This is a genomic window from Shewanella glacialimarina (assembly GCF_020511155.1).
Taxonomy (GTDB): domain Bacteria; phylum Pseudomonadota; class Gammaproteobacteria; order Enterobacterales; family Shewanellaceae; genus Shewanella; species Shewanella glacialimarina.
Genome location: NZ_CP041216.1, coordinates 969,521 through 992,861, shown reverse-complemented (window position 1 = coordinate 992,861; position 23,341 = coordinate 969,521). Strand labels below are relative to the sequence as shown.

The window sequence follows — 23,341 nt, the reverse complement described above, 5'->3', positions numbered from 1 at the left end:
TCCTTAAGACGAACCTTTTTAAAGCATCACTTCTAGTTTATTCTATGTAGTTATTCATCAGGCGAATGCGCGTTAGTTCATAGATTACGCGCAAATCCAACAATGGGCGGCATGGCCGGAAATAGATTGATGCAAGAACAATATAATCCCTTAGAAATTGAAGCCTTAGTGCAAAAGCACTGGCAAGACCAAAAAACCTTCGAAGTGACTGAAGATGAGACAAAAGAGAAGTTTTACTGCCTCTCTATGTTCCCTTATCCGTCAGGCCGCCTTCACATGGGACACGTTCGTAACTACACCATAGGCGATGTTGTCGCTCGTTATCAACGTTTACAAGGAAAAAATGTCCTGCAGCCTATTGGTTGGGATTCTTTTGGCCTGCCTGCAGAAAACGCAGCGATCAATAACAAAACCTCTCCAGCCCCATGGACTTATGAAAATATTGAGTACATGAAGAACCAACTTAAATTACTGGGTTTTGGTTATGACTGGAGTCGTGAAATTGCCACATGTACCCCTGAGTACTATCGCTGGGAGCAATGGTTTTTCACTAAGCTGTATGAAAAAGGTTTAGTGTACAAAAAAACCTCATCAGTAAACTGGTGTCCAAATGACGAAACCGTACTGGCAAACGAGCAAGTACAAGACGGTTGTTGTTGGCGCTGTGACACTGAAGTAGTGCAAAAAGAAATTCCACAGTGGTTTATTAAAATCACTGATTACGCAGAAGAATTATTAAACGATATCGATACGCTTGATGGTTGGCCAGAGCAAGTTAAGGCTATGCAACGTAACTGGATTGGCCGCAGTGAAGGTATTGAAATGACCTTCCAGGTGGAGAATAGCCAGCAAAGTTTCGATATTTATACCACTCGCCCAGATACTGTAATGGGTGTGACTTATGTGGCTATTGCTGCGGGTCATCCTCTAGCGATTCAAGCCGCTGAGAATAATCCTGCTTTAGCAGAGTTTATTGAAGAATGTAAAAATGCTGATACCACTGAAGCTGCCATGGCTTCAATGGAGAAAAAAGGTGTGGCTACAGGCTTAAATGCTGTGCACCCAATCAGTGGCAAACTTGTGCCTATTTGGGTCGCTAACTTTGTGTTAATGAACTACGGCACTGGCGCAGTCATGTCAGTTCCTGCACATGACCAGCGTGATTATGAGTTTGCTAAAAAGTTTGGTTTAGCTATTGAAGCGGTTATTAAACCTGTTGATGGCGACGTTGATATCAGTAAAGAAGCCTTCACTGAAAAAGGTGTCGTGTTTAATTCTGGCGCGTCTTTCTCAGCACTTGACGGCTTAGATTTTAAAGCTGCTTTTGAAGCTATCCACGCCAAGCTAAGCGCTGAAGGCAAAGGCAAACTCCAAGTTAACTTCCGCTTACGTGACTGGGGTGTTTCTCGCCAACGTTATTGGGGTGCTCCTATCCCAATGATGACATTAGAAGATGGCACAGTTATGCCAACACCAGAAGATCAACTGCCAGTTATTCTGCCAGAAGATGTGGTGATGGACGGTATTCAAAGTCCAATTAAAGCAGATAAAGCCTGGGCTGAAACCACCATTAATGGTCAAACTGCCTGGCGTGAAACCGATACCTTTGACACTTTTATGGAGTCATCTTGGTATTATGCTCGCTACTGTAGCCCGCATGCAGACCAAATGCTTGACCCAGCCAAAGCCAACTACTGGCTGCCGGTAGATCAATATATTGGTGGTATTGAGCATGCGTGTATGCACCTATTGTATTTCCGCTTTTTCCATAAGCTGTTGCGCGATATGGGCTTGGTTAACTCGAATGAGCCAGCTAAGCAATTGCTGACTCAAGGTATGGTATTAGCTGACGCTTACTACTACAACAACGAGAAAGGCGCCCGAGTATGGGTATCGCCGCTTGATGTTGCTGAACTTGAAAAAGACGACAAAGGTCGCGTCATCAAAGCTATCGACAAAGACGGTAACGAGTTGGTTTACACCGGCATGAGCAAAATGTCGAAGTCGAAAAACAATGGTATCGATCCGCAAGTCATGGTTGAAAAGTACGGTGCTGATACCGTCCGTTTATTCATGATGTTCGCTTCACCTCCAGAATTGACTCTCGAATGGCAAGAATCTGGCGTAGAAGGGGCACACCGCTTTATCAAGCGTTTTTGGAAACTGGCCAGCGATCATATCGCAGCCGGGACAACAGAAGCGTTAGAGGTTAAAGCACTGAGCGGCAGCCAAAAAGCACTGCGCCGTGAATTGCATAAAACCATTGCTAAAGTCAGTGATGATATTGGTCGTCGTCAAATGTTCAATACCGCTGTTGCAGCCGTTATGGAATTGATGAATCATCTATTAAAAGCGCCACAAGAGTCCGCTCAAGATCGCGCATTAATGGCTGAAGCTTTATCCGCAGTCACACGTTTATTGTACCCAATCGTGCCGCACATCAGTTTTAATCTATGGAAAGAGCTTGGCAATAACAGCGATATCGAAGATAGCCGCTGGCCAGAAGTTGATGAGAGCGCGTTGGTTGAGGACAGTAAGTTAATTATTGTTCAAATTAACGGTAAGTTACGTGCAAAGATTACCGTTGCCGCTGACGCTAGCCAAGAGCAAGTTCAAGCACTCGCAATGGAAGATGAGCATGTACAAAAACACTCTGACGGACTAACTATCCGTAAAGTGATTTATGTACCGGGTAAATTACTTAATATTGTTGCTAACTAGTATGTTTTTGCCAGTCCAAACCTGGCAAATAACTGGTAGGGTAAAGTCTACCGAACACTAATGAGTAACTTGCCCATTTTATGCTAAGCAGCATAGAGTGGGCATTCATTATTACCGCCATGGTTGCCATGGATTTAAAGGATGTCGATAACACTTATGTTGGTAAAACGTATTGGCTTAGCGTTACTCTTTTTTGTGCTAATTACCACCGCAGGTTGTGGCTTTAAATTACAGCGCAGTTACTCGATTCCGGTTGAATTACAACAATTACACCTCAGCAGTAGTGACCAATACAGTGAACTAACCCGCTTAGTGGGCGACAGGCTACGTATTAACCGTGTCACGCTGGTATCTGCAGCAAAAGATACGCCTACGCTAAGACTTGTCAGTGATTCATTAGAGCGTGCAACCCTCTCTCTTTACCCTACGGGCAATGTCGCTGAGTATGAGTTAATTTACTTGGTCAACTATACTGTGATGTTACCAGAGCAAGAACCAACAGAATTCCAAGCTGAAATACGACGAGACTACCAGGACGATCCCCGTACAGCTTTAGCTAAAAGCCGCGAAATGGAAATATTAACCCGTGAGATGCGTGCCCAAGCCGCCGACAGCATTATTCAAACACTTGCATCTATCGGTAGTGAATAAATGCGGGTTTATCCAGACCAGCTAAAAACTCATCTGCAGAAACTTCCCCAAGTGTGTTTATTATTTGGTGATGATTTATGGTTGATTGAAGACAGTAAAAGACAAATTATTGCCGCCGCCAAAAAACAAGGCTTTGATGAGCGCGTACAGCTTAGTCAAGAAACAGGTTTTAACTGGGGTGAGTTAATTCAAGAATGGCAATCGATGAGCTTGTTTGCCAGTAGAAGGATTATCGAACTAAATTTACCTAATGGTAAGCCAGGTACTGACGGTGCCAATGCTTTTCAAATATTATTACAGCAGCCAAACCCAGATATCCTGTTAATCATTCAAGGTCCCAAAGCAGGCGTTGAACAAACTAACAGCAAGTGGTTTAAATCACTTGATAGCCAGGGATTATATATTCCTTGTGCCACCCCTGAAGGTAAACAGTTTGAGCGCTGGTTAGACAATCGCATCCAGCAGCATAAATTAACCATACATCATGACGCCAAAGCAATGATGTTTAATTTGTTTGAAGGTAATTTACTCGCCGCCGAACAAGCGATGCAAATTTTGCAACTGGTCAGCCCAAATGACAACATTACCCCAGAGCAACTGACTGACTATTTTGAAGACCAATCACGCTTCAGTGTGTTCCAGCTTACCGACGCTATTTTGAGTAATCATCAAAAGCAAGCTCAGCATATGTTGGCACAGCTGCAAGGTGAAGGTACAGCCATGCCTATTTTAATGTGGGCAATTTTTAAAGAAATAACCCTATTACTTAATTTGAAACTAGCCCAATTACAGGGTGAGCAACTCAGTCAATTGTGGGGTAAATATCGAATTTGGGATAAACGAAAACCCCTTTATCAAGCTGCATTAACGCGTTTAGAGCTTCACCATATTGAACATATGTTGGGTTTGGCATCGATATTAGAGCTCAACCTTAAACAGCATGGTATTGAAGATTGGGTGGGTATGAGCCATTTGTGTATTCTTTTTGATCCGCGGGCACACAATCGTTTAGCCCATATAGAATTAAGCTAGACCTAGGATTAAACATGCGAATAGGTATTTTAGGCGGCACCTTCGACCCTATCCATTTAGGCCATATTCGCCCTGCACTAGAAGTGAAACAGCAATTACACTTGGACAAAGTGTGGCTGATGCCAAATCATATTCCGCCCCATAAGCAATCCACTAATGTTAGCAGCAAACACCGACTTGCCATGGTAGAAGATGTTTGCCAGCAATTCAGTGATTTTGAGGTCTGTGACATTGAAATTAACCGTGATAGCCCTTCATATACTGTCGTGAGCCTACAGAATTTACAGCACACTTATCCGCAGCATCAGTTTTATTTTATTATGGGAATGGATTCATTTTTACACTTACCTAGCTGGCATCTATGGCAAACATTATTTAATCATTGCCATATCGTGCTATGCCAACGTCCAGGCTGGCAACTTGACACCTGTAATTCAATGCAGCAAGTACTTGATAGCAAATCAATTAACCATGTCGATTATTTACAACAATTAGCATCTCACCAAACACCACCAACACACGGTGCAGTCATTCCAGTCGCTATCGCTTTACAGAATATTTCTTCAACCGATATACGTCACAAGCTACACAACAATCAGCCAGTCAATGAACTTATTATGCCTTCTACGCTTAGCTATATTCAGCAACATAAGTTATATCTTTGTTAAATAACCAATCACCAAAACAAATCTAAATAGTATTAAAGCTGTTTGTCGCGCCCTCATTGCAATATGGATCAGCATAAACACCTTTGCTTAATTGCTTCCGTGGGATGAAATTGAGTATAATGCCCCGTTAATTTTGACTAGTGAGGTAATTCGCGTGCAAAGCACCGAACTGAAAGATTTCGTCGTCGATAAAATCGAAGACTTAAAAGCAAAAAACATCGTTGTATTAGATGTTAAAAAACAATCAACTATCACTGATACTATGGTGATTTGTACTGGTACATCTAAAACACACGTTCGCTCTATTGGTGAACATCTTGTTGTTGAAGCCAAAAAAGCTGGCATGCAACCACTTGGTGTTGAAGGCCGTGACAGCAGCGAATGGGTATTAGTAGACCTAGGTGAAGTGATTGTTCATGTGATGCAAGAACAAACTCGTGAATATTACGAGCTTGAAAAATTGTGGTCGAACAATAACGCCTAATGAAGTTACAACTGATTGCCGTAGGCACAAAAATGCCCGACTGGGTTACCCGAGGTTTTGAAGAATATCAGCGTCGTTTCCCCCGGGATATGCCGCTAGAATTAGTCGAAATCACTGCGGGTAAACGGGGCAAGAATGCTGATATCGCTCGAATTTTGCAAAAAGAAGGCGAAGCAATGCTAGCCGCTGTTGCAAAAGGCAATCATATTGTGAGCTTAGATTTGCCCGGTAAAAATTGGACAACACCCGATTTAGCTGAACAAATGACAAAGTGGCAATTAGATGGACGAGATGTAAGTTTATTGATTGGTGGGCCAGAAGGACTTGCCCCAGCCTGCAAGGCCGCAGCAGATCAAAGCTGGTGTTTGTCAGCCCTAACATTACCACATCCACTTGTGCGTATCTTAATTGGTGAAAGCCTCTATCGCGCCTGGAGCATCAATAATAATCATCCTTATCATCGCGAGTAATAGGGTGTGAGTTCATTAAAAGACATTTATGGTTGTTGATACCACAACACTATAAAAGCGACGCTAACCTTTTCGCTATTTACACGCTGGAGACTTAAGTGCCGCCAAAGAAGCGCATCACAATGCATGACCACGCCGCCGAGGCTTCGTTATTCAAACGCCGTGCATTGTTCACTTTTTTTTGCGTGTTCATTTTACTCAGTATAGTATTTTTTAATCTGTATCAATTACAGGTGGTTTCTTACAAAGATTATGAAACCCGCTCCAACGATAACCGTATTAGAGTTGTCCCCACCGCCCCCAGTCGCGGACTTATTTTTGACCGACACGGTCAGCTACTCGCAGAAAACCAACCTTATCACTCTCTTGAAATGATCCCTGAGCGAATTGAAGATCTTGATGCCACTTTTGATCAACTCAATGCTGTGGTTGAGATATCTCAAGAAGAACGTGAGCAAATTAGAGAAACCCTTAAGTTTCATCGGCGCTTTAAACCGCTAACCATTAAGGGAAAATTGACCGAAGAGCAAGTAGCCGCTTTTTCAGTTGATCAACACATGTTTCCCGGTATTTATGTTGAAGCAGGGTTAAAACGTAACTACCCATACAATAGCCTCATGACGCATGTTCTGGGTTATGTTGGTAGAATTAACACCAGTGATAAAGCACTGTTAGAAAAAAGTAATAGCTGGAAAAATTATGCAGCGACTAACGATATTGGCAAACAAGGTATCGAAAAATTCTATGAGACTTTACTCCATGGACTACCAGGACATTTAGAAGAAGAAGTGAATAACCGTGGCCGAGTTATTCGCACCTTGAGAGTCACTCCGCCGACCCCTGGGCAGGATATATATCTCACGCTTGATTTAAAACTTCAACAAAAAGCAATGGAGTTGTTAGCGGGTAGACGGGGGTCAGTGGTTGCCATCGATCCTCGAGACGGTGGTATTTTAGCTATGGTGTCTAGTCCAAGCTATGACGCAAACTTATTTGTCCATGGCATTAGCAGCAAAGGATATAGTGAGTTACTGAATGATAAATCTCGGCCATTAATAAACCGCGCCACCCAGGGGCAATATTCCCCTGCATCCACTATTAAGCCATTAGTTGCACTCCTTGGTTTAGAAGAACGCGCAATTAGTGAGAAAACACGGGTTTGGGATCCTGGCTTTTGGCAAATTCCTGGCGTTGAACGCAAATGGCGCGATTGGAAAAAATGGGGCCATGGATGGGTTGATGTTTATCATGCCATTGTTGATTCATGCGATATCTTTTTCTACGACCTAGTTTATAAAGTCGGTATCGATAAAATGGCCAGTTTTATGGCGCAATTTGGTTTTGGTGAAAGAACCAATATCGATATATATGAAGAAGTCGCAGGCATTATGCCATCACGTGACTGGAAACGCTTACGTTACAACCAAGCCTGGTATATTGGCGACACGATTTCTGTTGGTATTGGTCAAGGATACTGGACCAGTACGCCATTACAACTCGCTAGTTCTACAGCAATTCTGGCAAACAAAGGTCGACGTTTTACCCCGCATTTATTGAAAACGTTTAAAGATGACAAGGTCAAAATTGATGCGCCAATAGATGAGCTGCCACCTATTGAGCTCAAAAACCCTAGAAACTGGGACATTATTAACGAAGCAATGCGTCAAACAGCTGATAAATCAAGATTTACTGATGCGACGTACACAGCTGCAATGAAAACAGGTACTGCGCAGGTGTTCTCGGTAGGCCAAGATGAAAAGTATAATGCTGATACTATTGCAGAGCATTTACGCGACAATGCACTCATTGTTGCCTACGCCCCCTATGAGAATCCACGCATCGCCTTAGCCGTTGTGCTTGAAAATGCTGGTTGGGGTGGTGCTAATGCAGGGCCATTAGCGCGCGCCTTACTGGACGAATATATCCTTAGGGATGAATGGACTGTACCTAGCGACACACTAACAGATACCGCTACAGCGCCTGCAAATGAGCAACCAAATGAATAGCCACCATAGTCACGGTCATCATCATAAAAAAAATATTTGGCAAAAGCTGCATATTGACTTACCGCTATTGTCAGGTCTATTGATATTAATGGCATTTGGATTATTCGTCATTTATTCAGCCAGTGGCGAAAGCATGGCTATGATGGAACGTCAGTTAGTGCGAATGGGGTTATCTTTACTCATTATGCTTGCTATGGCACAAATTAATCCCGAAGCATTAAAGCGCTGGGCGCTACCTATTTATGTCGCGGGTATTATTTTATTGTTAGGGGTAGATTTTTTTGGCACCATTAACAAGGGCGCGCAGCGCTGGATAAATCTTGGCTTTATGGAATTTCAACCCTCAGAGCTTATTAAACTTGCCTTCCCCATCACCATGGCATGGTATATCAGTAAATTCCCCTTACCGCCTAAAAAACGCCACCTTGCAGGTGGTGCAATCATCCTATTAATTCCAACGCTACTGATCGCCAAGCAACCAGACTTAGGCACCTCAATTTTAGTTGCCGCATCAGGGGTGTTTGTGTTGTTTTTATCGGGCATGAGCTGGTTAATAGTGGGTGCTATTATCATTGCCGGACTGATTTTTTTGCCGATTTTATGGTTCTTTTTAATGCACGACTATCAGCGTACTCGCGTGCTGACATTATTCGACCCGGAGAAAGATCCCTTAGGTGCGGGTTATCATATTATTCAATCTAAAATAGCCATTGGCTCAGGTGGATTTTGGGGCAAGGGTTGGCTTAATGGGTCACAGTCCCAGTTGGAGTTTTTACCCGAAAGACACACCGACTTCATCTTTGGTGTTATTGGTGAAGAATTTGGTTTAATGGGCAGTTTATTACTATTGGCTATTTATCTGTTCATTATTGGCCGTGGTTTAGTCATAGCCTCACGGGCACAAACTAGTTTTGCACGTTTATTGGCTGGCAGTATTACACTCACATTCTTTGTATACATCTTTGTTAACATAGGCATGGTTTCAGGTATTCTACCTGTAGTAGGCGTGCCTTTACCGCTAGTCAGCTATGGCGGCACATCAATGATGACACTAATGACAGGCTTCGGCATTTTAATGAGTATTCAAACTCATAGACGATTTATTGATCGATAGGAAGGTGTAATGAAATTATCTACCCGTTTGTTTAGCGCGATCACCCTAATGGTATCGAGTCATATTGGTATCGCCTCAGCCGCGACAGATGTCGACGCCTTAAAAAAACAGTTTATGGCTGAGCAAATTAAACAAGGTTTTAGTCAACAAGAAATTGAAGCATTTTTAAATGAGTCGACTTATACCCAAGAAGTGATTGATGCCATAACAAAACCCTGGGAAGCAAAGCCTTGGCACCAGTATTTTCCTATTTTCCTAACCGAAAAACGCTTGGCAAAAGGGCTAGAGTTTTGGCATGAAAATGCCGATACCATAGCCAAAGCTGCCGATAAATTTAATGTTGACCCGCAAATCATTGTCGCCATTATAGGTATTGAAACATTTTACGGTGGTTACATGGGTAACTATCGCGTGCAAGATGCCCTGTACACTTTAGGCTTTTACTATGCCCCAAGGGCCACTTTTTTTAGAAGTGAATACGGTAACTTGATGTCACTCATTAAGGAAGAACAGCTCGATAATGCCAGCTTAAAAGGCTCGTATGCCGGCGCGATGGGGTTTGGTCAATTTATTCCATCTAGTTATCGCCATTACTCAGTCGACTTCAGTGGTGATGGCCGCAGAGACTTACTCACGAGTAAAGCCGATGCGATTGGCAGCGTAGCAAATTATTTTCATCAGCATGGTTGGCAACGAGGCGCACCGGTGGCCCTACCGCTAAATCATACCGATAATAAAGCGCCAAAAGCCAAAGTATGGACTAAAGAGAGATTACATTATCGAGCCTCAGATATTTTGGCTCCGACATTAAGCTTGGCATCTGCACAAGACATTGATGTTTCTCAGCAAGCGCTATTAGTAAAATTAGAACAACCCAAAGCAGACGAATACTGGTTGGGACTTAAAAACTTTTATGTTATCACCCGATATAATCGTAGCCCGCTTTATGCAATGGCGGTTTACCAATTTAGCGAACAATTAAAAGCCCAATACAATGCAAAATAAACTCTATTTAAGTGCCATCGCCATGATGATCATATTGCTTATGGCAGCATGTTCATCAAAACCAGATAACAAAAAAGGCAGTGTAGGGGCAAGTAGCCAATCGGGTCGTTACCAAATGGCAGATGACCGCTATCCTGATAATGCGCCAGATGTCAGCAAAGTTAAAAATGCGGTGCCAAAATACGAAGCATACACCCGCCAAGGCAATCGTAATTACACTGTTTTAGGCAAAAGCTATAAAGTACTACCTACAGGTAAAGGCTTTTCCGAAACCGGTCACGCATCATGGTATGGGGCTAAGTTTCATGGCCACTTGACCTCAAATGGTGAAACCTATGACATGTATACCATGTCAGCAGCACATAAAAACTTACCGCTGCCAAGTTACGTTAAAGTCACTAACCTTGAAAATAATAAACAAATTATTGTGAGGGTAAATGATCGCGGACCTTTCCATAATGGCCGCGTAATTGACTTATCCTATGCCGGCGCTTATCACCTAGATATGTTGGCAAAAGGCACCGCTAAAGTGAAAATTGAAGTGATTCATATTGAATCAAATGACCAGCGAACCATATCAGAGGCGACCAGTAACGAAGTTCATTATATTCAAGTCGCAGCATCCAAAGACAAACTACGTGTGAATGCCTTAGCCAAAGAACTCGAAAATAAATACGGTGTTTCGTCTCGGATTGTGTCAAGTAATGGCTTGCATCGAGTTCAACTAGGCCCGATTGGTAAAATTTACTTAACCAATAAATTATTAGATAACTTACATAGCCAAGGTTACCCACAAAGCTTTATTGTTCCTTAAATTTATTCGATTAAGGAACCTTAATGCAATTTCGTTGACTAATAGTGACACGACTAATGTTATAATCTTTTTTATTGTCTTTTCTTCGAATTAATAGAGACCAGCTAATTTCATGATAAATATTGCTAAAGCCCCAATTTCGACTGCACTGCTACTTTCTTTTGTGTCGTTTACCTCTTCTGCCAACACACCGCAGCCAGATGCACGTCCAACTCCCAATCGCGCCCCAATGGTTACACCTGATGCACCTAGCGTTGCAGCAAAAGCTTACGTCTTAATGGATTATTATTCAGGCCGCGTCATCGCTGAACAGAATGCTTATGACAGTTTAAACCCTGCTAGTTTAACTAAAATGCTGACCAGTTACGTAATTGGCCATGAAGTTAAAGTGGGTAATATTTCATTAGATGATGATGTGCTTATCACCAAAAATGCCTGGTCAAAAAACTTTCCTGACTCATCAAAAATGTTCATTGAAGTCGGCAAAACCGTAAAAGTATCCGATTTAAATCGTGGCATTGTTATTCAATCAGGTAATGATGCTTGTGTGGCTATGGCAGAACACATTGCTGGTACAGAAGGTGCATTTGTTGACTTAATGAACTCGTGGGCAAAGCAGCTAGGTATGAATGACAGCTACTTTGAAAACTCCCACGGTTTAGATTCAGAAAATCATAAAACCACCGCCTACGATATGGCTATTTTAGGTGCAGCACTTATCCGTGATGTACCAGAAGAATATCGTGTCTATTCAGAAAAATCTTTTACCTTTAATGGTATTAAACAATACAACCGCAATGGACTACTGTGGGATAACAGCTTAAAAGTAGACGGCATTAAAACAGGTCATACTTCAGGTGCGGGATATAACTTAGTCTCATCCGCCACCAGTGACGATGGCATGCGCTTAATTACCGTAGTACTGGGCACTAGCAGCGAATCAGCGCGTAAAGCTGAAAGCAAAAAGTTACTTAACTACGGTTTCCGCTTTTTTGAAACGATCACGCCTTATAAAGCAGGTGACACCTTTGTTAGCCAAAAAATCTGGTATGGCGATGTTGACAATGTTGACCTAGGCGTCTTGACCGATACGCCTATTACCATCAACCGTGGTAAAGCCAAAGACTTACAAGCTAACTTTGAGTTAACTAAACCATTAAGTGCCCCACTTGCAAAAGGCGAAACGGTTGGCCGTGTGTTCTTCCAATTAGATGGAAAAGACATTGCTCAGTACCCTTTAGTGACATTAAATACTGTTGAAGAAGGTAGCTGGTTCAGCAAATTGATGGACTATTTCAAACAAATGTTTGCTAGCTGGTTTGAATAAGCAATAATAATTAGCCTGAAAATCAGTTGATTAAAGCCGCTTTTACAGCGGCTTTATTATTTCAAGTTATCTAAGCCTTGAATCAGGTATAATCACCTCCATATTTAATGTAACAATCACCAATGAGTAATCCGATGTTAAATACCACTTTTGATGAAGTAATGACGTTTCCTAATGCATGTCCATTTAAAGTTATTGGCGATGCTGATGACACCTTGGCCGATCGCGTTGTCGCAGTAGCGCAACAACTTGCCCCAGGCGACTATGTGCCAACCGTTAAAACATCAAGCAAAGGCAGTTATTATTCGATTACGATCCGCATTACCGTCACCAGTAAAGAACATATTGAAAAAGCGTATATTGATCTTGCCGCTATTGAGGGCGTAAAACGCGTACTCTAATCGTTAAAGAGTTCTGTAAACGTGTAAAACTTGAGTATAATAGTCAGGAATTATTTTAAACACGTTGAACATACACGTGATCGGTTCAACCTTTGGGGAGACGTTGCCCTTGCCAGCATCAACATTGCACATTCGCCATCTTGGTATGCAAGACTATCAATCCGTATGGCATGCTATGCAGGAATTTACTGACACCCGTGACAGTGATAGCCAAGATGAACTTTGGGTTGTCGAACATCAACCTGTTTTTACCCAAGGTCAAGCGGGTAAAAGTGAGCATATTTTAAATCCTGGCGATATCCCGGTGATCCAAGTAGACCGTGGTGGTCAAGTCACCTATCACGGCCCTGGGCAACTAGTGGTTTATCCACTTATAGACATAAAACGTAATAAAATGGGCGTCAGGCAGCTGGTTAACAACATAGAGCAAAGCATAGTTAATATGTTAGCGCTATATAATGTAGAAGCCTATGCCAAAGCCGATGCCCCCGGCGTATATGTACAAGAACGCAAACTAGCCTCGTTAGGCTTACGCATTCGAAAAGGCTGTTCATTCCACGGCTTAGCGTTAAACGTAGACATGGACCTAGGTCCATTCCAACGTATTAACCCCTGTGGTTATGCCGGTCTTGAAATGGTGCAATGCAAAGCACTCGGCGGTCCACAAACCGTACTTGAAGCTGGCGATAAACTCATTCAAACATTTAGCCAAGTTATGGGCTACCAACAACTTGTGCATCATCAAGGATTAGCAGAATAATGAATAGGCCTGAAAGATTACAACCGGGAGTTAAATTACGTGACGCCGATAAAGTTGCACGTATTCCGATCAAAATTGTACCCTCAGAGCGCGAAACCATGCTGCGCAAGCCAGATTGGTTACGGGTAAAGCTGCCTTCATCTAATACACGTATTTTAGAAATTAAAGCTGCTCTGCGTAAAAATGGCTTACATTCTGTTTGTGAAGAAGCCTCTTGCCCTAACCTAGCTGAATGTTTTAATCACGGTACCGCGACCTTTATGATCCTCGGCGCTATTTGTACTCGTCGCTGCCCATTTTGTGATGTTGCCCATGGTCGTCCATTAGCCGCTGATGCCGAAGAGCCTAAAAAGCTGGCGCAAACCATTGCGGATATGAAGCTTAAATATGTGGTGATCACCTCGGTTGACCGTGATGACTTACGTGATGGTGGCGCACAACATTTTGCCGATTGTATTCGTGAAATTCGCTTGTTAAATCCTAACATTAAAATTGAAATTTTAGTGCCTGACTTCCGTGGTCGTATCGATGCGGCATTAGAAATTTTAGCCACTGAGCCACCTGATGTGTTCAATCACAATTTAGAAACCGCGCCTAAGCATTATCGTAAAGCGCGTCCTGGTGCTAACTATCAGTGGTCACTAGACTTATTGAGAAAGTTTAAAGAACGTCATCCTGATGTACCCACTAAGTCTGGCTTAATGATGGGCTTAGGTGAAACTAACGAAGAAATTGCAGAAGTACTGCATGACCTACGTGCTCACAAGGTTGAAATGCTGACATTAGGTCAATATTTACAACCAAGTAAGTTCCACTTGCCGGTTGAACGTTACGTACCACCAGCAGAGTTTGACGAGCTTAAAGCATTAGCAGACAAACTTGGCTTTACCCACGCAGCATGTGGCCCGCTTGTTCGCTCAAGCTACCATGCGGATTTGCAAGCTCAGGGTAAAGAAGTAAAGTAACTTTTTGGCTTTAAAGTTTGAACAGAAACGGCGCTTATAGCGCCGTTTTTTTATTTGAAATACCATTCAAAAAATAATTTTACGCAGGTATCATCGTTTAGACGCAATACTTACTTTTCTCGCCTTTAGAAAACCAGCTATTAAAGCAAGCTTGTTTTCTCGTTTTTGTATTAAGTTATCTTCGTTATAGTCAACTACAGCTGTAGTTAAAAGGTACTGTAGATTAAAAACAAAATATCAGATGCGAAAAATATAAGAGATTGAATATCAGATATGCCCCCGAATCTAACTATCGATAGCTAGGATAACTAACTCAATACTAAATCCATCAAAATCGCATCTTCATGGCCATCGTCCGTTGGGTAATACCCCTTACGACGACTGGTTTCAACAAAGCCTGCTTTTTCATATAACTTAATCGCACTCAAGTTAGACTGGCGCACCTCTAACATAATCACCACTGCATCGAATGCCTTTGCCTGTGCAACTAATGAGGTTAATAAGCGCTTACCTAAGCCTAAACCTTGTGCTGAGGGGGCAATGCAGATATCCATCAAGGTCACTTCATCAATCACCTGCTGAACAATACTAAAGCCCCATAATTGCCCCTCTGCCATCACGCCTTCAACGCGATACAAATGCCCGAAACAACTGGCTAAGGTGGCTTGCGACATCGGCGAATGATGACATGCCTGTTCAATGGCTGACATTTGAGCAAGATGATCTTCAGTTAACACGGCCAAGGAATAAGTCATAAATATTTCCACAAAATGGGCAATTACAAAGTGATACTGCCTAAGGTAGCGAGCAGGTATACCTAAATCATATCAGTTAGTTAAAGTAATTGTTACCAGATTAACAATTGCCACTTAGGGATTTATTCATATTCTTTCATAAGTTGTCTATATCCATTCATCCATGGTCTGACTGTTGTTAACAACTCTTATCTAATATGGGCTTCATCGGTAGATGTCATCATTAAGAGAGCAAATCATGACCACAAAAGAATTATCTGAAACACCTAAAAAAGTGAAATTCAATGAACTTAAAGCACTGGGATTTATCATTTTTTTGTTTTTCCCCATTGCCACAGCCACCAGCATTAGCGCCTATGGCTTTGTTATTTGGATGATCCAAGCCTTTGGTGGTGTGGTCGCTCACTAGTCCTTCTCACTCTGGGTCAATCTTATTAAGGATGTCGTTATGAAATGGTTTATCAATACCTGGCGCACACTCAACCAGCCAGCTAAATACCTCACTTTAGGCACTATTAGCCTTTCAGCCTTTTTAATGGGCATTATTTTTTGGGGCGGTTTTAACACTGCTTTAGAACTGACTAACACTGAAGAGTTTTGTATTAGTTGTCACAGTATGGAAAGTAAACCCTACCAAGAGTTACAGCAAACCGTGCATTGGTCTAATCACTCTGGTGTGCGTGCTACGTGTCCTGATTGTCACGTGCCGCATAACTGGAGCCGTAAAATTGGCCGTAAAATTGAAGCATCACACGATATGTGGGGCTGGTTAATGCAAACCGTGAATACCGAAGAAAAGTTTGAAGCGAAACGCCTTGAAATGGCAAGCCGTGAGTGGAAACGTTTTGATCGTGATGATTCATTGGCCTGTAAAAACTGTCATAACTACGACTCAATGAAGTGGGAAGACATGTCAAAACTGGCGCAGAAACAAATGAAACGTGCTGCGGAAACAGACCAAAGCTGTATCGATTGTCACAAAGGAATTGCCCACAAGCTACCTGATATGGGCACCTCACGTGCACCTGAATTAATTGCCCAAGTCGGTGCTGGTGAATCAAGCCTTGAAGCGAACAGCAGTTACTTTACCGCATTAACTAAACCACTTTACTTCAACGAAAAAACTGACGTTGAAGCCGGTACCCTAAACATTGCCACTAAAGTGACCGTATTAGAAACCAAAGGTAATCGCGTTAAAATTGGCATTGATGGCTGGCGTAAAAAAGTCGGCGCGGGCCGAGTGATTTACTACGATTTTGGCCTAAACATTTTATCGGCTCAATTGTCAAAAGATGCCGCCCTTGAAGACGGTGTAATGGAAGTGTTCGAGCAAAAAGAAGATCCGATGACAGGACTTATTTGGCAACGTGTTGAAGCCAAAATTTGGACCGACTCAGATTACCTAGTCAAAGATCTACAACCACTTTGGGACTATGCAAGAGACACATATACCAACAGTTGTAGTGTGTGTCATACCCAACCTGCTGAAGCGCACTTCGATGCCAACAGCTGGCCTGGAATGTTTCAAGGCATGATAGCGTTCGTCAACATGGACCAAGATACCCAAGCACTTGTGCAAAAGTACCTACAGGAACATTCATCTACTTTCGACAAGTCAGCGCACTAATAGGACATCATTATGAACAGAAGAGACTTTCTTAAAGGCTTAGCAGCAACCTCATTTGTTAGCCTAAGCAGTGCATCAGTGCTAGCGCCATTTAAGGCTTTGGCAGCAGCGGGAACCATGGCTAATGATGAATGGTTAACAACCGGCTCGCATTTTGGTGCATTCAAGATGAAGCGTAAAAATGGTGTCATTGATCAGGTGATCCCTTTTGACTTAGACAAGTATCCAACCGATATGATTAACGGCGTAAAAGGGTTAGTGTATAACCCATCGCGCGTTCGCTACCCTATGGTACGTTTAGACTTTTTATTAAAAGGTCATAAAAGTGATACTTCACAGCGCGGTGATTTTCGTTTTGTTCGCGTCACTTGGGACAAGGCACTGAACTTGTTCAAAGACTCATTAGACGAAGTACAAACCAAGTATGGGCCATCAGGCTTACATGCAGGGCAAACAGGCTGGCGCGCGACGGGGCAACTGCACTCGAGCACTAGCCATATGCAACGTGCTGTTGGCATGCACGGTAATTTTGTTAAAAAAATTGGTGATTACTCTACCGGCGCAGGACAAACTATTTTACCGTATATTTTAGGCTCAACTGAAGTATACGCCCAGGGCACGTCATGGCCGTTAATCCTTGAACAGTCAGACACTATTATTTTGTGGTCTAACGATCCCTATAAAAATCTGCAAGTGGGTTGGAACGCTGAAACCCACGAGTCATATGGCTACCTTGCGCAGCTGAAAGAGAAGGTTAAGCAAGGTAAAATCCGCGTGATCAGCATTGACCCTGTGGTCACTAAAACGCAGCAGTATTTGGGCTGCGAGCAACTGTATGTCAACCCACAAACTGACGTAGCATTAATGCTGGGCATTGCTCATGAAATGGTGATCAAAAACCTGCATGATAAAAAGTTTATCGAAGGATACAGCTTAGGATTTGAACACTTCCTACCTTACCTATTAGGCGAGTCTGATGGTATTGTAAAAACCCCTGAATGGGCCAGTAAGATTACTGGCGTGACTCCTGAAATCATTCGTGATTTAGCCAAGGTAATGACTAAAGGTCGTACCCAAATCATGATGGGCTGGTGTATTCAGCGTCAACAACACGGTGAACAACCGTATTGGATGGCAGCTGTGTTAGCCACTATGATTGGCCAAATTGGTTTACCTGGCGGCGGGATAAGCTACGGTCACCATTACTCAAGTATTGGCGTCCCCTCATCAGGAGCCGCAGCGCCTGGTGCATTCCCACGTAATTTAGATGAAGGCCAAAAGCCGCTGTTTGATAATAATGACTTCAAAGGCGCAAGTAGCACTATACCTGTTGCTCGCTGGATTGATGCCATTTTAGAACCGGGTAAAACCATTGATGCTAATGGTTCAAAAGTGACGTATCCAGATGTCAAAATGATGGTGTTTTCAGGTAACAACCCATGGAACCATCATCAAGATAGAAACAAAATGAAGCAAGCATTTAAAAAGCTTGAATGTGTGGTCACCATTGATATGAACTGGACGGCGACATGCCGCTTCTCTGATATTGTGTTACCAGCCTGTACCACGTTTGAGCGCAATGATATTGATGTCTATGGCAGTTACGCTAACCGTGGTGTATTAGCAATGCAAAAGATGGTTGAGCCATTATTTGAAAGCTTATCTGACTTTGAAATCTTTACTCGATTTGCCAAAATTATGGGTAAAGAGCAAGAGTATACCCGCGGTATGTCTGAGTTTGATTGGCTTAAAAAGCTGTATAACGAGTGCAAAGCCGATAACGCGGGCAAGTTTGACATGCCAGATTTCGATACCTTCTGGAAAGACGGTTATGTTCACTTTGGTGAAGGTCAACCTTGGACTCGTCACGCTGATTTCAGAAACGATCCAGAAATGGCGCCACTTGGCACACCATCAGGTTTGATTGAGATATTCAGCCGTAAGATTGCGCAGTTTAACTATGATGATTGCCCAGGCCACCCAACCTGGATGGAAAAGTCAGAACGCAGTCATGGTGGGCCCGGTTCAGACAAGTACCCTGTGTGGATGCAATCTTGTCACCCAGATAAACGCTTACATTCGCAAATGTGTGAGTCTGAGCAATATCGTGCAACCTACACAGTAAAAGGGCGTGAGCCAGTTTACTTAAACCCAACTGATGCCAAACAACGTGGTATTAAAGACGGTGATATAGTGCGGGTATTTAACGACCGTGGTCAATTGCTTGCAGGCGCTGTGGTGTCTGACAATTTTCCACGCGGTGTTATTCGTATCCACGAAGGTGCCTGGTACGGCCCTGTTGGCAAAGATGGCAGCAAACAAGGGGGCAATGAAATTGGTGCATTATGCAGCTATGGTGATCCAAATACCTTGACTCAAGATATCGGCACCTCCAAGCTAGCCCAAGCTTGTGCAGCCTATACTTGTTTAGTTAACTTTGAAAAGTATCAGGGCAAAGTGCCAGAGGTCAGCTCGTTTAGTGGCCCAATTGAAGCGAAAATCTAAATCAGCTCAACTTAAGGTTTTACACGCCAAGTTTATCCTTGGCGTGTAAACCTTAAACAGTATTAGTAATGAGCTGAATAGGCTTAAAGGAGACAACATAGATGAATGAAACTCAAGTGTACGCCACCCCAATGAACCAGGGCCGCGCTATGGTATACAGACTGCTCTCATCGCTTTTTGCTAAAGAGCTTGATCATCAACTATTGCATGAACTGACATCCAGTCAGGCTCAAGCCTTCTTTGCTCAACTGGCCAGCGATCCCTTGTTGGCACAAGATATCGCTAGCTTAAATTCAGTGTTGAATACTCTACATACTGACAGGGCGTTATTGGAACTTGCGGCGGATTATTGCGGATTGTTTTTAGTCGGCACTAAACATAGCGCAAGTCCCTATGCCAGCTTGTATCTTGGCGATAATGACGCTGGGGATGAAGTATTATTATTTGGTGAGCAGCATCAGCAAATGAAGACTTTTTTACAACAAAGTCAATTGGCTGTGCAAAGTGAGTTTCCTGAACCTGCGGATCATATCGCGGTAATTTTAGCCTACGTAGCCCACCAAGCCTGTTGCAGTGACGATAAAACACAACAGGCCTTTATCGCCCAATATTTGAATGCTTGGTTACCTCAGTTTACCGATAAGGTAATGACGGTTGATAGCGGTAATTTCTATGCCGCCCTTGCCAGACTTACCCAGGCCTGGGTTGCCAGTGATTGTGATGCTCTACGAGCAAATTAGTTTCACCCTTCCTCCCCAAGGACCAAAACACCGAGCTTGCTCGGTGTTTTTTTATTCATGCAATCTGCTAGCTTAAGTCATACCCGTCAGTTTTAGCGACACAGCATCAATCGAGTCCTGCCATAATCGTTGCAGTGCTTGATACCCTTCATCAGTTAACGTACATGATTCCAATTGCTGACACCGCTGACTTAACGCGGCTAATCCCATGCTGGCGCTACTGCCTTTGAGTCCATGTAATAATTCGCCGCTGTTGGCTGGCAACTGAGCTAATGCCGCCATCTGAGCGCTGCTGCTTGTTTTAAACAAGCTTAGCATTTCAGTTAACGCATCAGCGCCTAAGTATTGTAAGTCCTCAGTAATTTGCTGCTCATTGAGCAAATGCGCCGCTGACTTGTTTATTGGAGAAGAATTCGCCTCCATCTTAAGAGTGCTGGCAGCAATTGGCTTATCTTCAACTAGGCTATCTTCATCTATGGTATTAGGATTCAATTCATCTTGTTCAAGCGTTGCAGTGTCGGTTTGAAATGCCGCCCCCACACTGTGAGTGTCGGTTTGAAATGATTCACAAGCAACGCCAATCCATGCAGCTAAAGCCTGCATATTCAGTGGCTTTTCGAGTACCGAATCAAACCCTGCTGCTTTATAGATTTGCATATCATCATCTTGCACTTGAGCGGTAAACGCGGCGATATTAGTGCTTAAATGCGCCGATTGTGTAATCTGGGTTAACTCAGCTAACAACTCAATGCCCGAGCCATCACCTAACTGAATATCCAGCATAATCGCGTCAAACTGTGCGGCATTATCCTGCCGATAAACTGCTCTTGCCTGCGCGCAGCTTTCAACCAATATAGACTGATGACCAAGGTGAGCTAAAAAGCCCTGGGCAACCATGGCGTTAACTTTATTATCTTCAATGACCAACAGATTTTTAGCAGCCACTTTGGGCAGCTCAATACGGCTTAATTCATCGGCTTGATTACAAATAATGAGTGGTAAGCTAAAGCTAAATGTTGAGCCCTTACCCACTTGGCTATCCACCCGAATACATTGGCTGGCATTGTCGAGGTTGTTTTGGCTGTTATTGTCAAAATCGTTCATCAGCGCGACCAACTCTTTACAAATTGACAGCCCCAATCCTGTACCACGGGTGCGTCCTTGATTAGGTTGAGTACTGTAGGCGATAAACAATTGCTCCATTGCGGTTTCACGAATACCGACGCCAGTATCAATAACCGCGAATGTCAGCTGCTGTTGAACCACACCTACGTGTAATTCAACCCCGCCCTTGGCGGTAAACTTAATGGCATTAGCTAACAAATTAAACAACACCTGACGCAGTTTAGGCCCATCGACATGTATCCATTGCGGCAAATTTTGACGGTTTAACGATAAAGATAATCCGGCTAGCCCCGCACCCGACATCATCACCGCCATCACTTCATCTAACAGATCATTTAACGCAACGGGTCGCGGCTCGTTAGTTAACTTGCCTTGTTCTAAACGCGAAAAATCTAAAATATCGTTCAACACGGTTTGCAGTAATGTGCCGCTATATTGAGACAAAGCCAGCATTTGCTTTTGGGCTGGCGGTAAAGGTGAATGGCTCAATAAGGTTAACGTGCCTAAAAGTCCATTTAATGGCGTGCGAATTTCATGGCTCATGGTCGCTAAGAATAATGATTTAGCATTGCTGGCCTGCTCAGCCATCTCCCTTGCGGCCGAGTGCCCTTTTGCTTCAGCATCTAACTGACGGTTGGTTTCGGCTAATTCAATGGTACGCGCCTGAACGGTATTTTCTAAAGAGGCTTTATGCACAATCAGTTCAGATGCGGTAGTTTGTAACTCGGCTTGCAACGCTTGATTTTGGGTAGTTTTTTGCTTGAATGCTTCGATAGCTGAAGCCATAGCGGTTAGCTCATCATCGCCATGGGGATCAAGCACAACCTCGGTATTACCTAGGCTTAATTGTGATAACGCCGCAGTCGCTTCATTTAAGCGCAGGGCAATGCCTTTATAAATCACCCGATATACCACCAGCATCATGATAATGAACATTAACACGCCCGTTGCCCACAGGCCGGACTTTGCCCAAAACAGTTGCTGTAAAAAATCGCGGCGGGCATTGTCTGCTTGGATTTGCTGGGCTTTCATCGCCCCATCGACTGACTTATTCAACAGGCTTAATTTGTCAGTTAACTGCATCAACTGAGCATTTTGCTTAGCTAACACTTGCGCATATTGCTGCTGTAAACGTAAACCAATATTCACTTCTCTTAGCAAAACTAATTCTTGCTCAAGCTCTGTCGCCCTCACCGGATCGCGAATAAGCCCTTTTAATAATTCAAGCGGCATTAAATCAATTTGCTTACCCACAGCGCTATTTGAAACATCAAAGCCTGAGGCGTGATTGGGGTGTTCTCCCGCCACATTTTGGCCGCTTGTTTTAGGGCGAATACCCGATTGATAAAGCACCCGTGTCATGCTGTCTAATATTTTATTTAATCCAAGTTGTTGCTCGGGAGACTGCAATAATTGGCCCACTAATGCGATATGATGAATAAGCGCTAACGCCCTGTTTAAGCGCTCTCTGATATCTAAATCTTGTTCTATGATAGTGTCGAGCAAGTGAGCGCTTTGCGCTTCACCTGCCACTTGCGGGTAAGCTAGGCTTAATTTGGCCAAAATAGCCGAGTCGACGACCGCCTGCTCGGCTTCAAGCAACACACCGCTACGACTGGCTGCTTCGGCAAGGTCGCTGCCTTTATCATCTAATAGTGCGGTTAATGCTAAACGTGCGCCAACCTGACGCCCTAAGACAGATAAGTCATCAATAATTTCACTCGCAAGTAAGGCCAAATTATTATCTTTACTGTTATGACTATCTTGCACATTTAACGCATTAAGCCGTTCAATTGCAGCAAATAAATTGGTGCTTTCTAAAGATAATTTACGTCCTAAAAATGCTCGTTGGGCTTCTTCTTCCACTCGTTCAAGCCCTTGAGCATTGTCGAGTAATACATTGGACGACTGCATAAGTTGTCTGGCGGCTTCCGAGGCTGGTAAGGCTTCTTCGTATAAATACTGATCGGCTAATTTTACCCAATACAAGGATAAACTGCCCAGACTGACTAATAATAGTAATAGCAGTCCCAATAGACTAAATGCCAGCATGAGGCGACCAACTAAGCTCTTACCTGATAGTGATAAAGCACTCACATTCATTCCTTAAACTGTTACAATCTACTCGACAAAAACCACAGTGTTTTACTTAACGGCTTAGACACCCTAAT

At 43.2% G+C, this 23,341-nt stretch carries 20 protein-coding genes; 18 read left to right on the top strand and 2 right to left on the bottom strand.

What is annotated here, in order from left to right; all coding sequences use genetic code 11:
* The first annotated feature begins 129 nt into the window (after nucleotides 1-129).
* The 14 genes from leuS to lipA all read left to right on the top strand — a co-directional run bounded on the left by leuS (nucleotide 130) and on the right by lipA (nucleotide 14,418).
* Nucleotides 130-2,721 carry a leucine--tRNA ligase gene (gene leuS / locus FJ709_RS04190; RefSeq protein WP_226413727.1) on the top strand — a complete coding sequence of 864 codons (2,592 nt, stop codon included), beginning with the start codon at nucleotides 130-132 and terminating at the stop codon, nucleotides 2,719-2,721.
* 156 nt (nucleotides 2,722-2,877) lie between these two features.
* Nucleotides 2,878-3,372: an LPS-assembly lipoprotein LptE gene (locus tag FJ709_RS04185; protein WP_226415844.1), complete on the top strand. Its 495-nt coding sequence runs from the start codon at nucleotides 2,878-2,880 to the stop codon at nucleotides 3,370-3,372.
* Nucleotides 3,373-4,404: a DNA polymerase III subunit delta gene (gene holA / locus FJ709_RS04180; protein WP_226413725.1), complete on the top strand. Its 1,032-nt coding sequence runs from the start codon at nucleotides 3,373-3,375 to the stop codon at nucleotides 4,402-4,404.
* Between the two features lie 14 nt (nucleotides 4,405-4,418).
* On the top strand, nucleotides 4,419-5,072 hold the full coding sequence (gene nadD, locus FJ709_RS04175) for a nicotinate-nucleotide adenylyltransferase (RefSeq protein ID WP_226413723.1): 654 nt from the start codon (nucleotides 4,419-4,421) through the stop codon (nucleotides 5,070-5,072).
* 154 nt (nucleotides 5,073-5,226) lie between these two features.
* Complete coding sequence (gene rsfS, locus FJ709_RS04170; RefSeq protein ID WP_226413721.1) at nucleotides 5,227-5,556, top strand: ribosome silencing factor; 330 nt, start codon at nucleotides 5,227-5,229, stop codon at nucleotides 5,554-5,556.
* A complete protein-coding gene (rlmH, locus tag FJ709_RS04165; protein WP_226413719.1) occupies nucleotides 5,556-6,026 on the top strand; it encodes a 23S rRNA (pseudouridine(1915)-N(3))-methyltransferase RlmH in 471 nt (156 codons plus the stop codon). Before rsfS ends, rlmH begins: the two co-directional genes overlap by 1 nt.
* A gap of 98 nt (nucleotides 6,027-6,124) precedes the next feature.
* Nucleotides 6,125-8,032, top strand: coding sequence for a penicillin-binding protein 2 (mrdA, locus tag FJ709_RS04160; protein WP_226413717.1), 1,908 nt, complete (start codon nucleotides 6,125-6,127; stop codon nucleotides 8,030-8,032).
* The gene (gene rodA / locus FJ709_RS04155; protein ID WP_226413715.1) at nucleotides 8,025-9,146 is read left to right on the top strand and encodes a rod shape-determining protein RodA; all 1,122 of its coding nucleotides are present in this window, start codon (nucleotides 8,025-8,027) and stop codon (nucleotides 9,144-9,146) included. Before mrdA ends, rodA begins: the two co-directional genes overlap by 8 nt.
* 48 nt (nucleotides 9,147-9,194) lie before the next feature.
* Nucleotides 9,195-10,151 carry a lytic murein transglycosylase B gene (gene mltB / locus FJ709_RS04150; protein WP_226415842.1) on the top strand — a complete coding sequence of 319 codons (957 nt, stop codon included), beginning with the start codon at nucleotides 9,195-9,197 and terminating at the stop codon, nucleotides 10,149-10,151.
* A complete protein-coding gene (locus FJ709_RS04145; protein ID WP_226413713.1) occupies nucleotides 10,141-10,965 on the top strand; it encodes a septal ring lytic transglycosylase RlpA family protein in 825 nt (274 codons plus the stop codon). Before mltB ends, FJ709_RS04145 begins: the two co-directional genes overlap by 11 nt.
* Before the next feature lie 112 nt (nucleotides 10,966-11,077).
* Complete coding sequence (locus FJ709_RS04140) at nucleotides 11,078-12,292, top strand: serine hydrolase (protein WP_226413711.1); 1,215 nt, start codon at nucleotides 11,078-11,080, stop codon at nucleotides 12,290-12,292.
* Nucleotides 12,293-12,426: 134 nt separating this feature from the next.
* Entirely contained in the window at nucleotides 12,427-12,693 is a 267-nt protein-coding gene (gene ybeD, locus FJ709_RS04135) for a DUF493 family protein YbeD (RefSeq protein WP_226413709.1), read from the top strand.
* Nucleotides 12,694-12,802: 109 nt separating this feature from the next.
* Complete coding sequence (gene lipB / locus FJ709_RS04130; RefSeq protein WP_226413707.1) at nucleotides 12,803-13,453, top strand: lipoyl(octanoyl) transferase LipB; 651 nt, start codon at nucleotides 12,803-12,805, stop codon at nucleotides 13,451-13,453.
* On the top strand, nucleotides 13,453-14,418 hold the full coding sequence (gene lipA / locus FJ709_RS04125; RefSeq protein ID WP_226413705.1) for a lipoyl synthase: 966 nt from the start codon (nucleotides 13,453-13,455) through the stop codon (nucleotides 14,416-14,418). The genes lipB and lipA overlap by 1 nt, the downstream gene beginning before the upstream one ends.
* A 308-nt stretch (nucleotides 14,419-14,726) precedes the next feature.
* Here the strand turns inward: lipA and rimI are convergent, their stop codons facing one another.
* The gene (gene rimI, locus FJ709_RS04120; RefSeq protein WP_226413703.1) at nucleotides 14,727-15,173 is read right to left on the bottom strand and encodes a ribosomal protein S18-alanine N-acetyltransferase; all 447 of its coding nucleotides are present in this window, start codon (nucleotides 15,171-15,173) and stop codon (nucleotides 14,727-14,729) included.
* Between the two features lie 238 nt (nucleotides 15,174-15,411).
* Here rimI and FJ709_RS04115 point away from each other — a divergent pair, with 238 nt between their 5' ends.
* The 4 genes from FJ709_RS04115 (at nucleotide 15,412) to torD (ending at nucleotide 20,045) form a co-directional block, all read left to right on the top strand.
* The gene (locus FJ709_RS04115) at nucleotides 15,412-15,582 is read left to right on the top strand and encodes a periplasmic nitrate reductase, NapE protein (RefSeq protein ID WP_226413701.1); all 171 of its coding nucleotides are present in this window, start codon (nucleotides 15,412-15,414) and stop codon (nucleotides 15,580-15,582) included.
* A gap of 39 nt (nucleotides 15,583-15,621) precedes the next feature.
* Nucleotides 15,622-16,800, top strand: a complete 1,179-nt coding sequence (torC, locus tag FJ709_RS04110; protein ID WP_226413699.1) for a pentaheme c-type cytochrome TorC — start codon at nucleotides 15,622-15,624, stop codon at nucleotides 16,798-16,800.
* A 12-nt stretch (nucleotides 16,801-16,812) separates the two neighbouring features.
* A complete protein-coding gene (gene torA, locus FJ709_RS04105) occupies nucleotides 16,813-19,305 on the top strand; it encodes a trimethylamine-N-oxide reductase TorA (protein ID WP_226413697.1) in 2,493 nt (830 codons plus the stop codon).
* Between the two features lie 101 nt (nucleotides 19,306-19,406).
* On the top strand, nucleotides 19,407-20,045 hold the full coding sequence (torD, locus tag FJ709_RS04100; RefSeq protein ID WP_226413695.1) for a molecular chaperone TorD: 639 nt from the start codon (nucleotides 19,407-19,409) through the stop codon (nucleotides 20,043-20,045).
* A 72-nt stretch (nucleotides 20,046-20,117) separates the two neighbouring features.
* Here the strand turns inward: torD and torS are convergent, their stop codons facing one another.
* On the bottom strand, nucleotides 20,118-23,267 hold the full coding sequence (gene torS / locus FJ709_RS04095; protein ID WP_226413693.1) for a TMAO reductase system sensor histidine kinase/response regulator TorS: 3,150 nt from the start codon (nucleotides 23,265-23,267) through the stop codon (nucleotides 20,118-20,120).
* Nucleotides 23,268-23,341: the final 74 nt, after the last annotated feature.

What these genes read in the sequence shown, in the direction of transcription:
- torA (WP_226413697.1), top strand. Translation starts at nt 16,813, where the DNA reads ATGAACAGAAGAGACTTTCTTAAAGGCTTAGCAGCAACCTCATTTGTT.
- FJ709_RS04145 (WP_226413713.1), top strand. Translation starts at nt 10,141, where the DNA reads ATGCAAAATAAACTCTATTTAAGTGCCATCGCCATGATGATCATATTG.
- holA (WP_226413725.1), top strand. Translation starts at nt 3,373, where the DNA reads ATGCGGGTTTATCCAGACCAGCTAAAAACTCATCTGCAGAAACTTCCC.
- FJ709_RS04185 (WP_226415844.1), top strand. Translation starts at nt 2,878, where the DNA reads ATGTTGGTAAAACGTATTGGCTTAGCGTTACTCTTTTTTGTGCTAATT.
- leuS (WP_226413727.1), top strand. Translation starts at nt 130, where the DNA reads ATGCAAGAACAATATAATCCCTTAGAAATTGAAGCCTTAGTGCAAAAG.
- torD (WP_226413695.1), top strand. Translation starts at nt 19,407, where the DNA reads ATGAATGAAACTCAAGTGTACGCCACCCCAATGAACCAGGGCCGCGCT.
- FJ709_RS04140 (WP_226413711.1), top strand. Translation starts at nt 11,078, where the DNA reads ATGATAAATATTGCTAAAGCCCCAATTTCGACTGCACTGCTACTTTCT.
- rimI (WP_226413703.1), bottom strand. Translation starts at nt 15,173, where the DNA reads ATGACTTATTCCTTGGCCGTGTTAACTGAAGATCATCTTGCTCAAATG.
- nadD (WP_226413723.1), top strand. Translation starts at nt 4,419, where the DNA reads ATGCGAATAGGTATTTTAGGCGGCACCTTCGACCCTATCCATTTAGGC.
- lipA (WP_226413705.1), top strand. Translation starts at nt 13,453, where the DNA reads ATGAATAGGCCTGAAAGATTACAACCGGGAGTTAAATTACGTGACGCC.
- FJ709_RS04115 (WP_226413701.1), top strand. Translation starts at nt 15,412, where the DNA reads ATGACCACAAAAGAATTATCTGAAACACCTAAAAAAGTGAAATTCAAT.
- rlmH (WP_226413719.1), top strand. Translation starts at nt 5,556, where the DNA reads ATGAAGTTACAACTGATTGCCGTAGGCACAAAAATGCCCGACTGGGTT.
- torC (WP_226413699.1), top strand. Translation starts at nt 15,622, where the DNA reads ATGAAATGGTTTATCAATACCTGGCGCACACTCAACCAGCCAGCTAAA.
- rodA (WP_226413715.1), top strand. Translation starts at nt 8,025, where the DNA reads ATGAATAGCCACCATAGTCACGGTCATCATCATAAAAAAAATATTTGG.
- ybeD (WP_226413709.1), top strand. Translation starts at nt 12,427, where the DNA reads ATGTTAAATACCACTTTTGATGAAGTAATGACGTTTCCTAATGCATGT.
- mltB (WP_226415842.1), top strand. Translation starts at nt 9,195, where the DNA reads ATGGTATCGAGTCATATTGGTATCGCCTCAGCCGCGACAGATGTCGAC.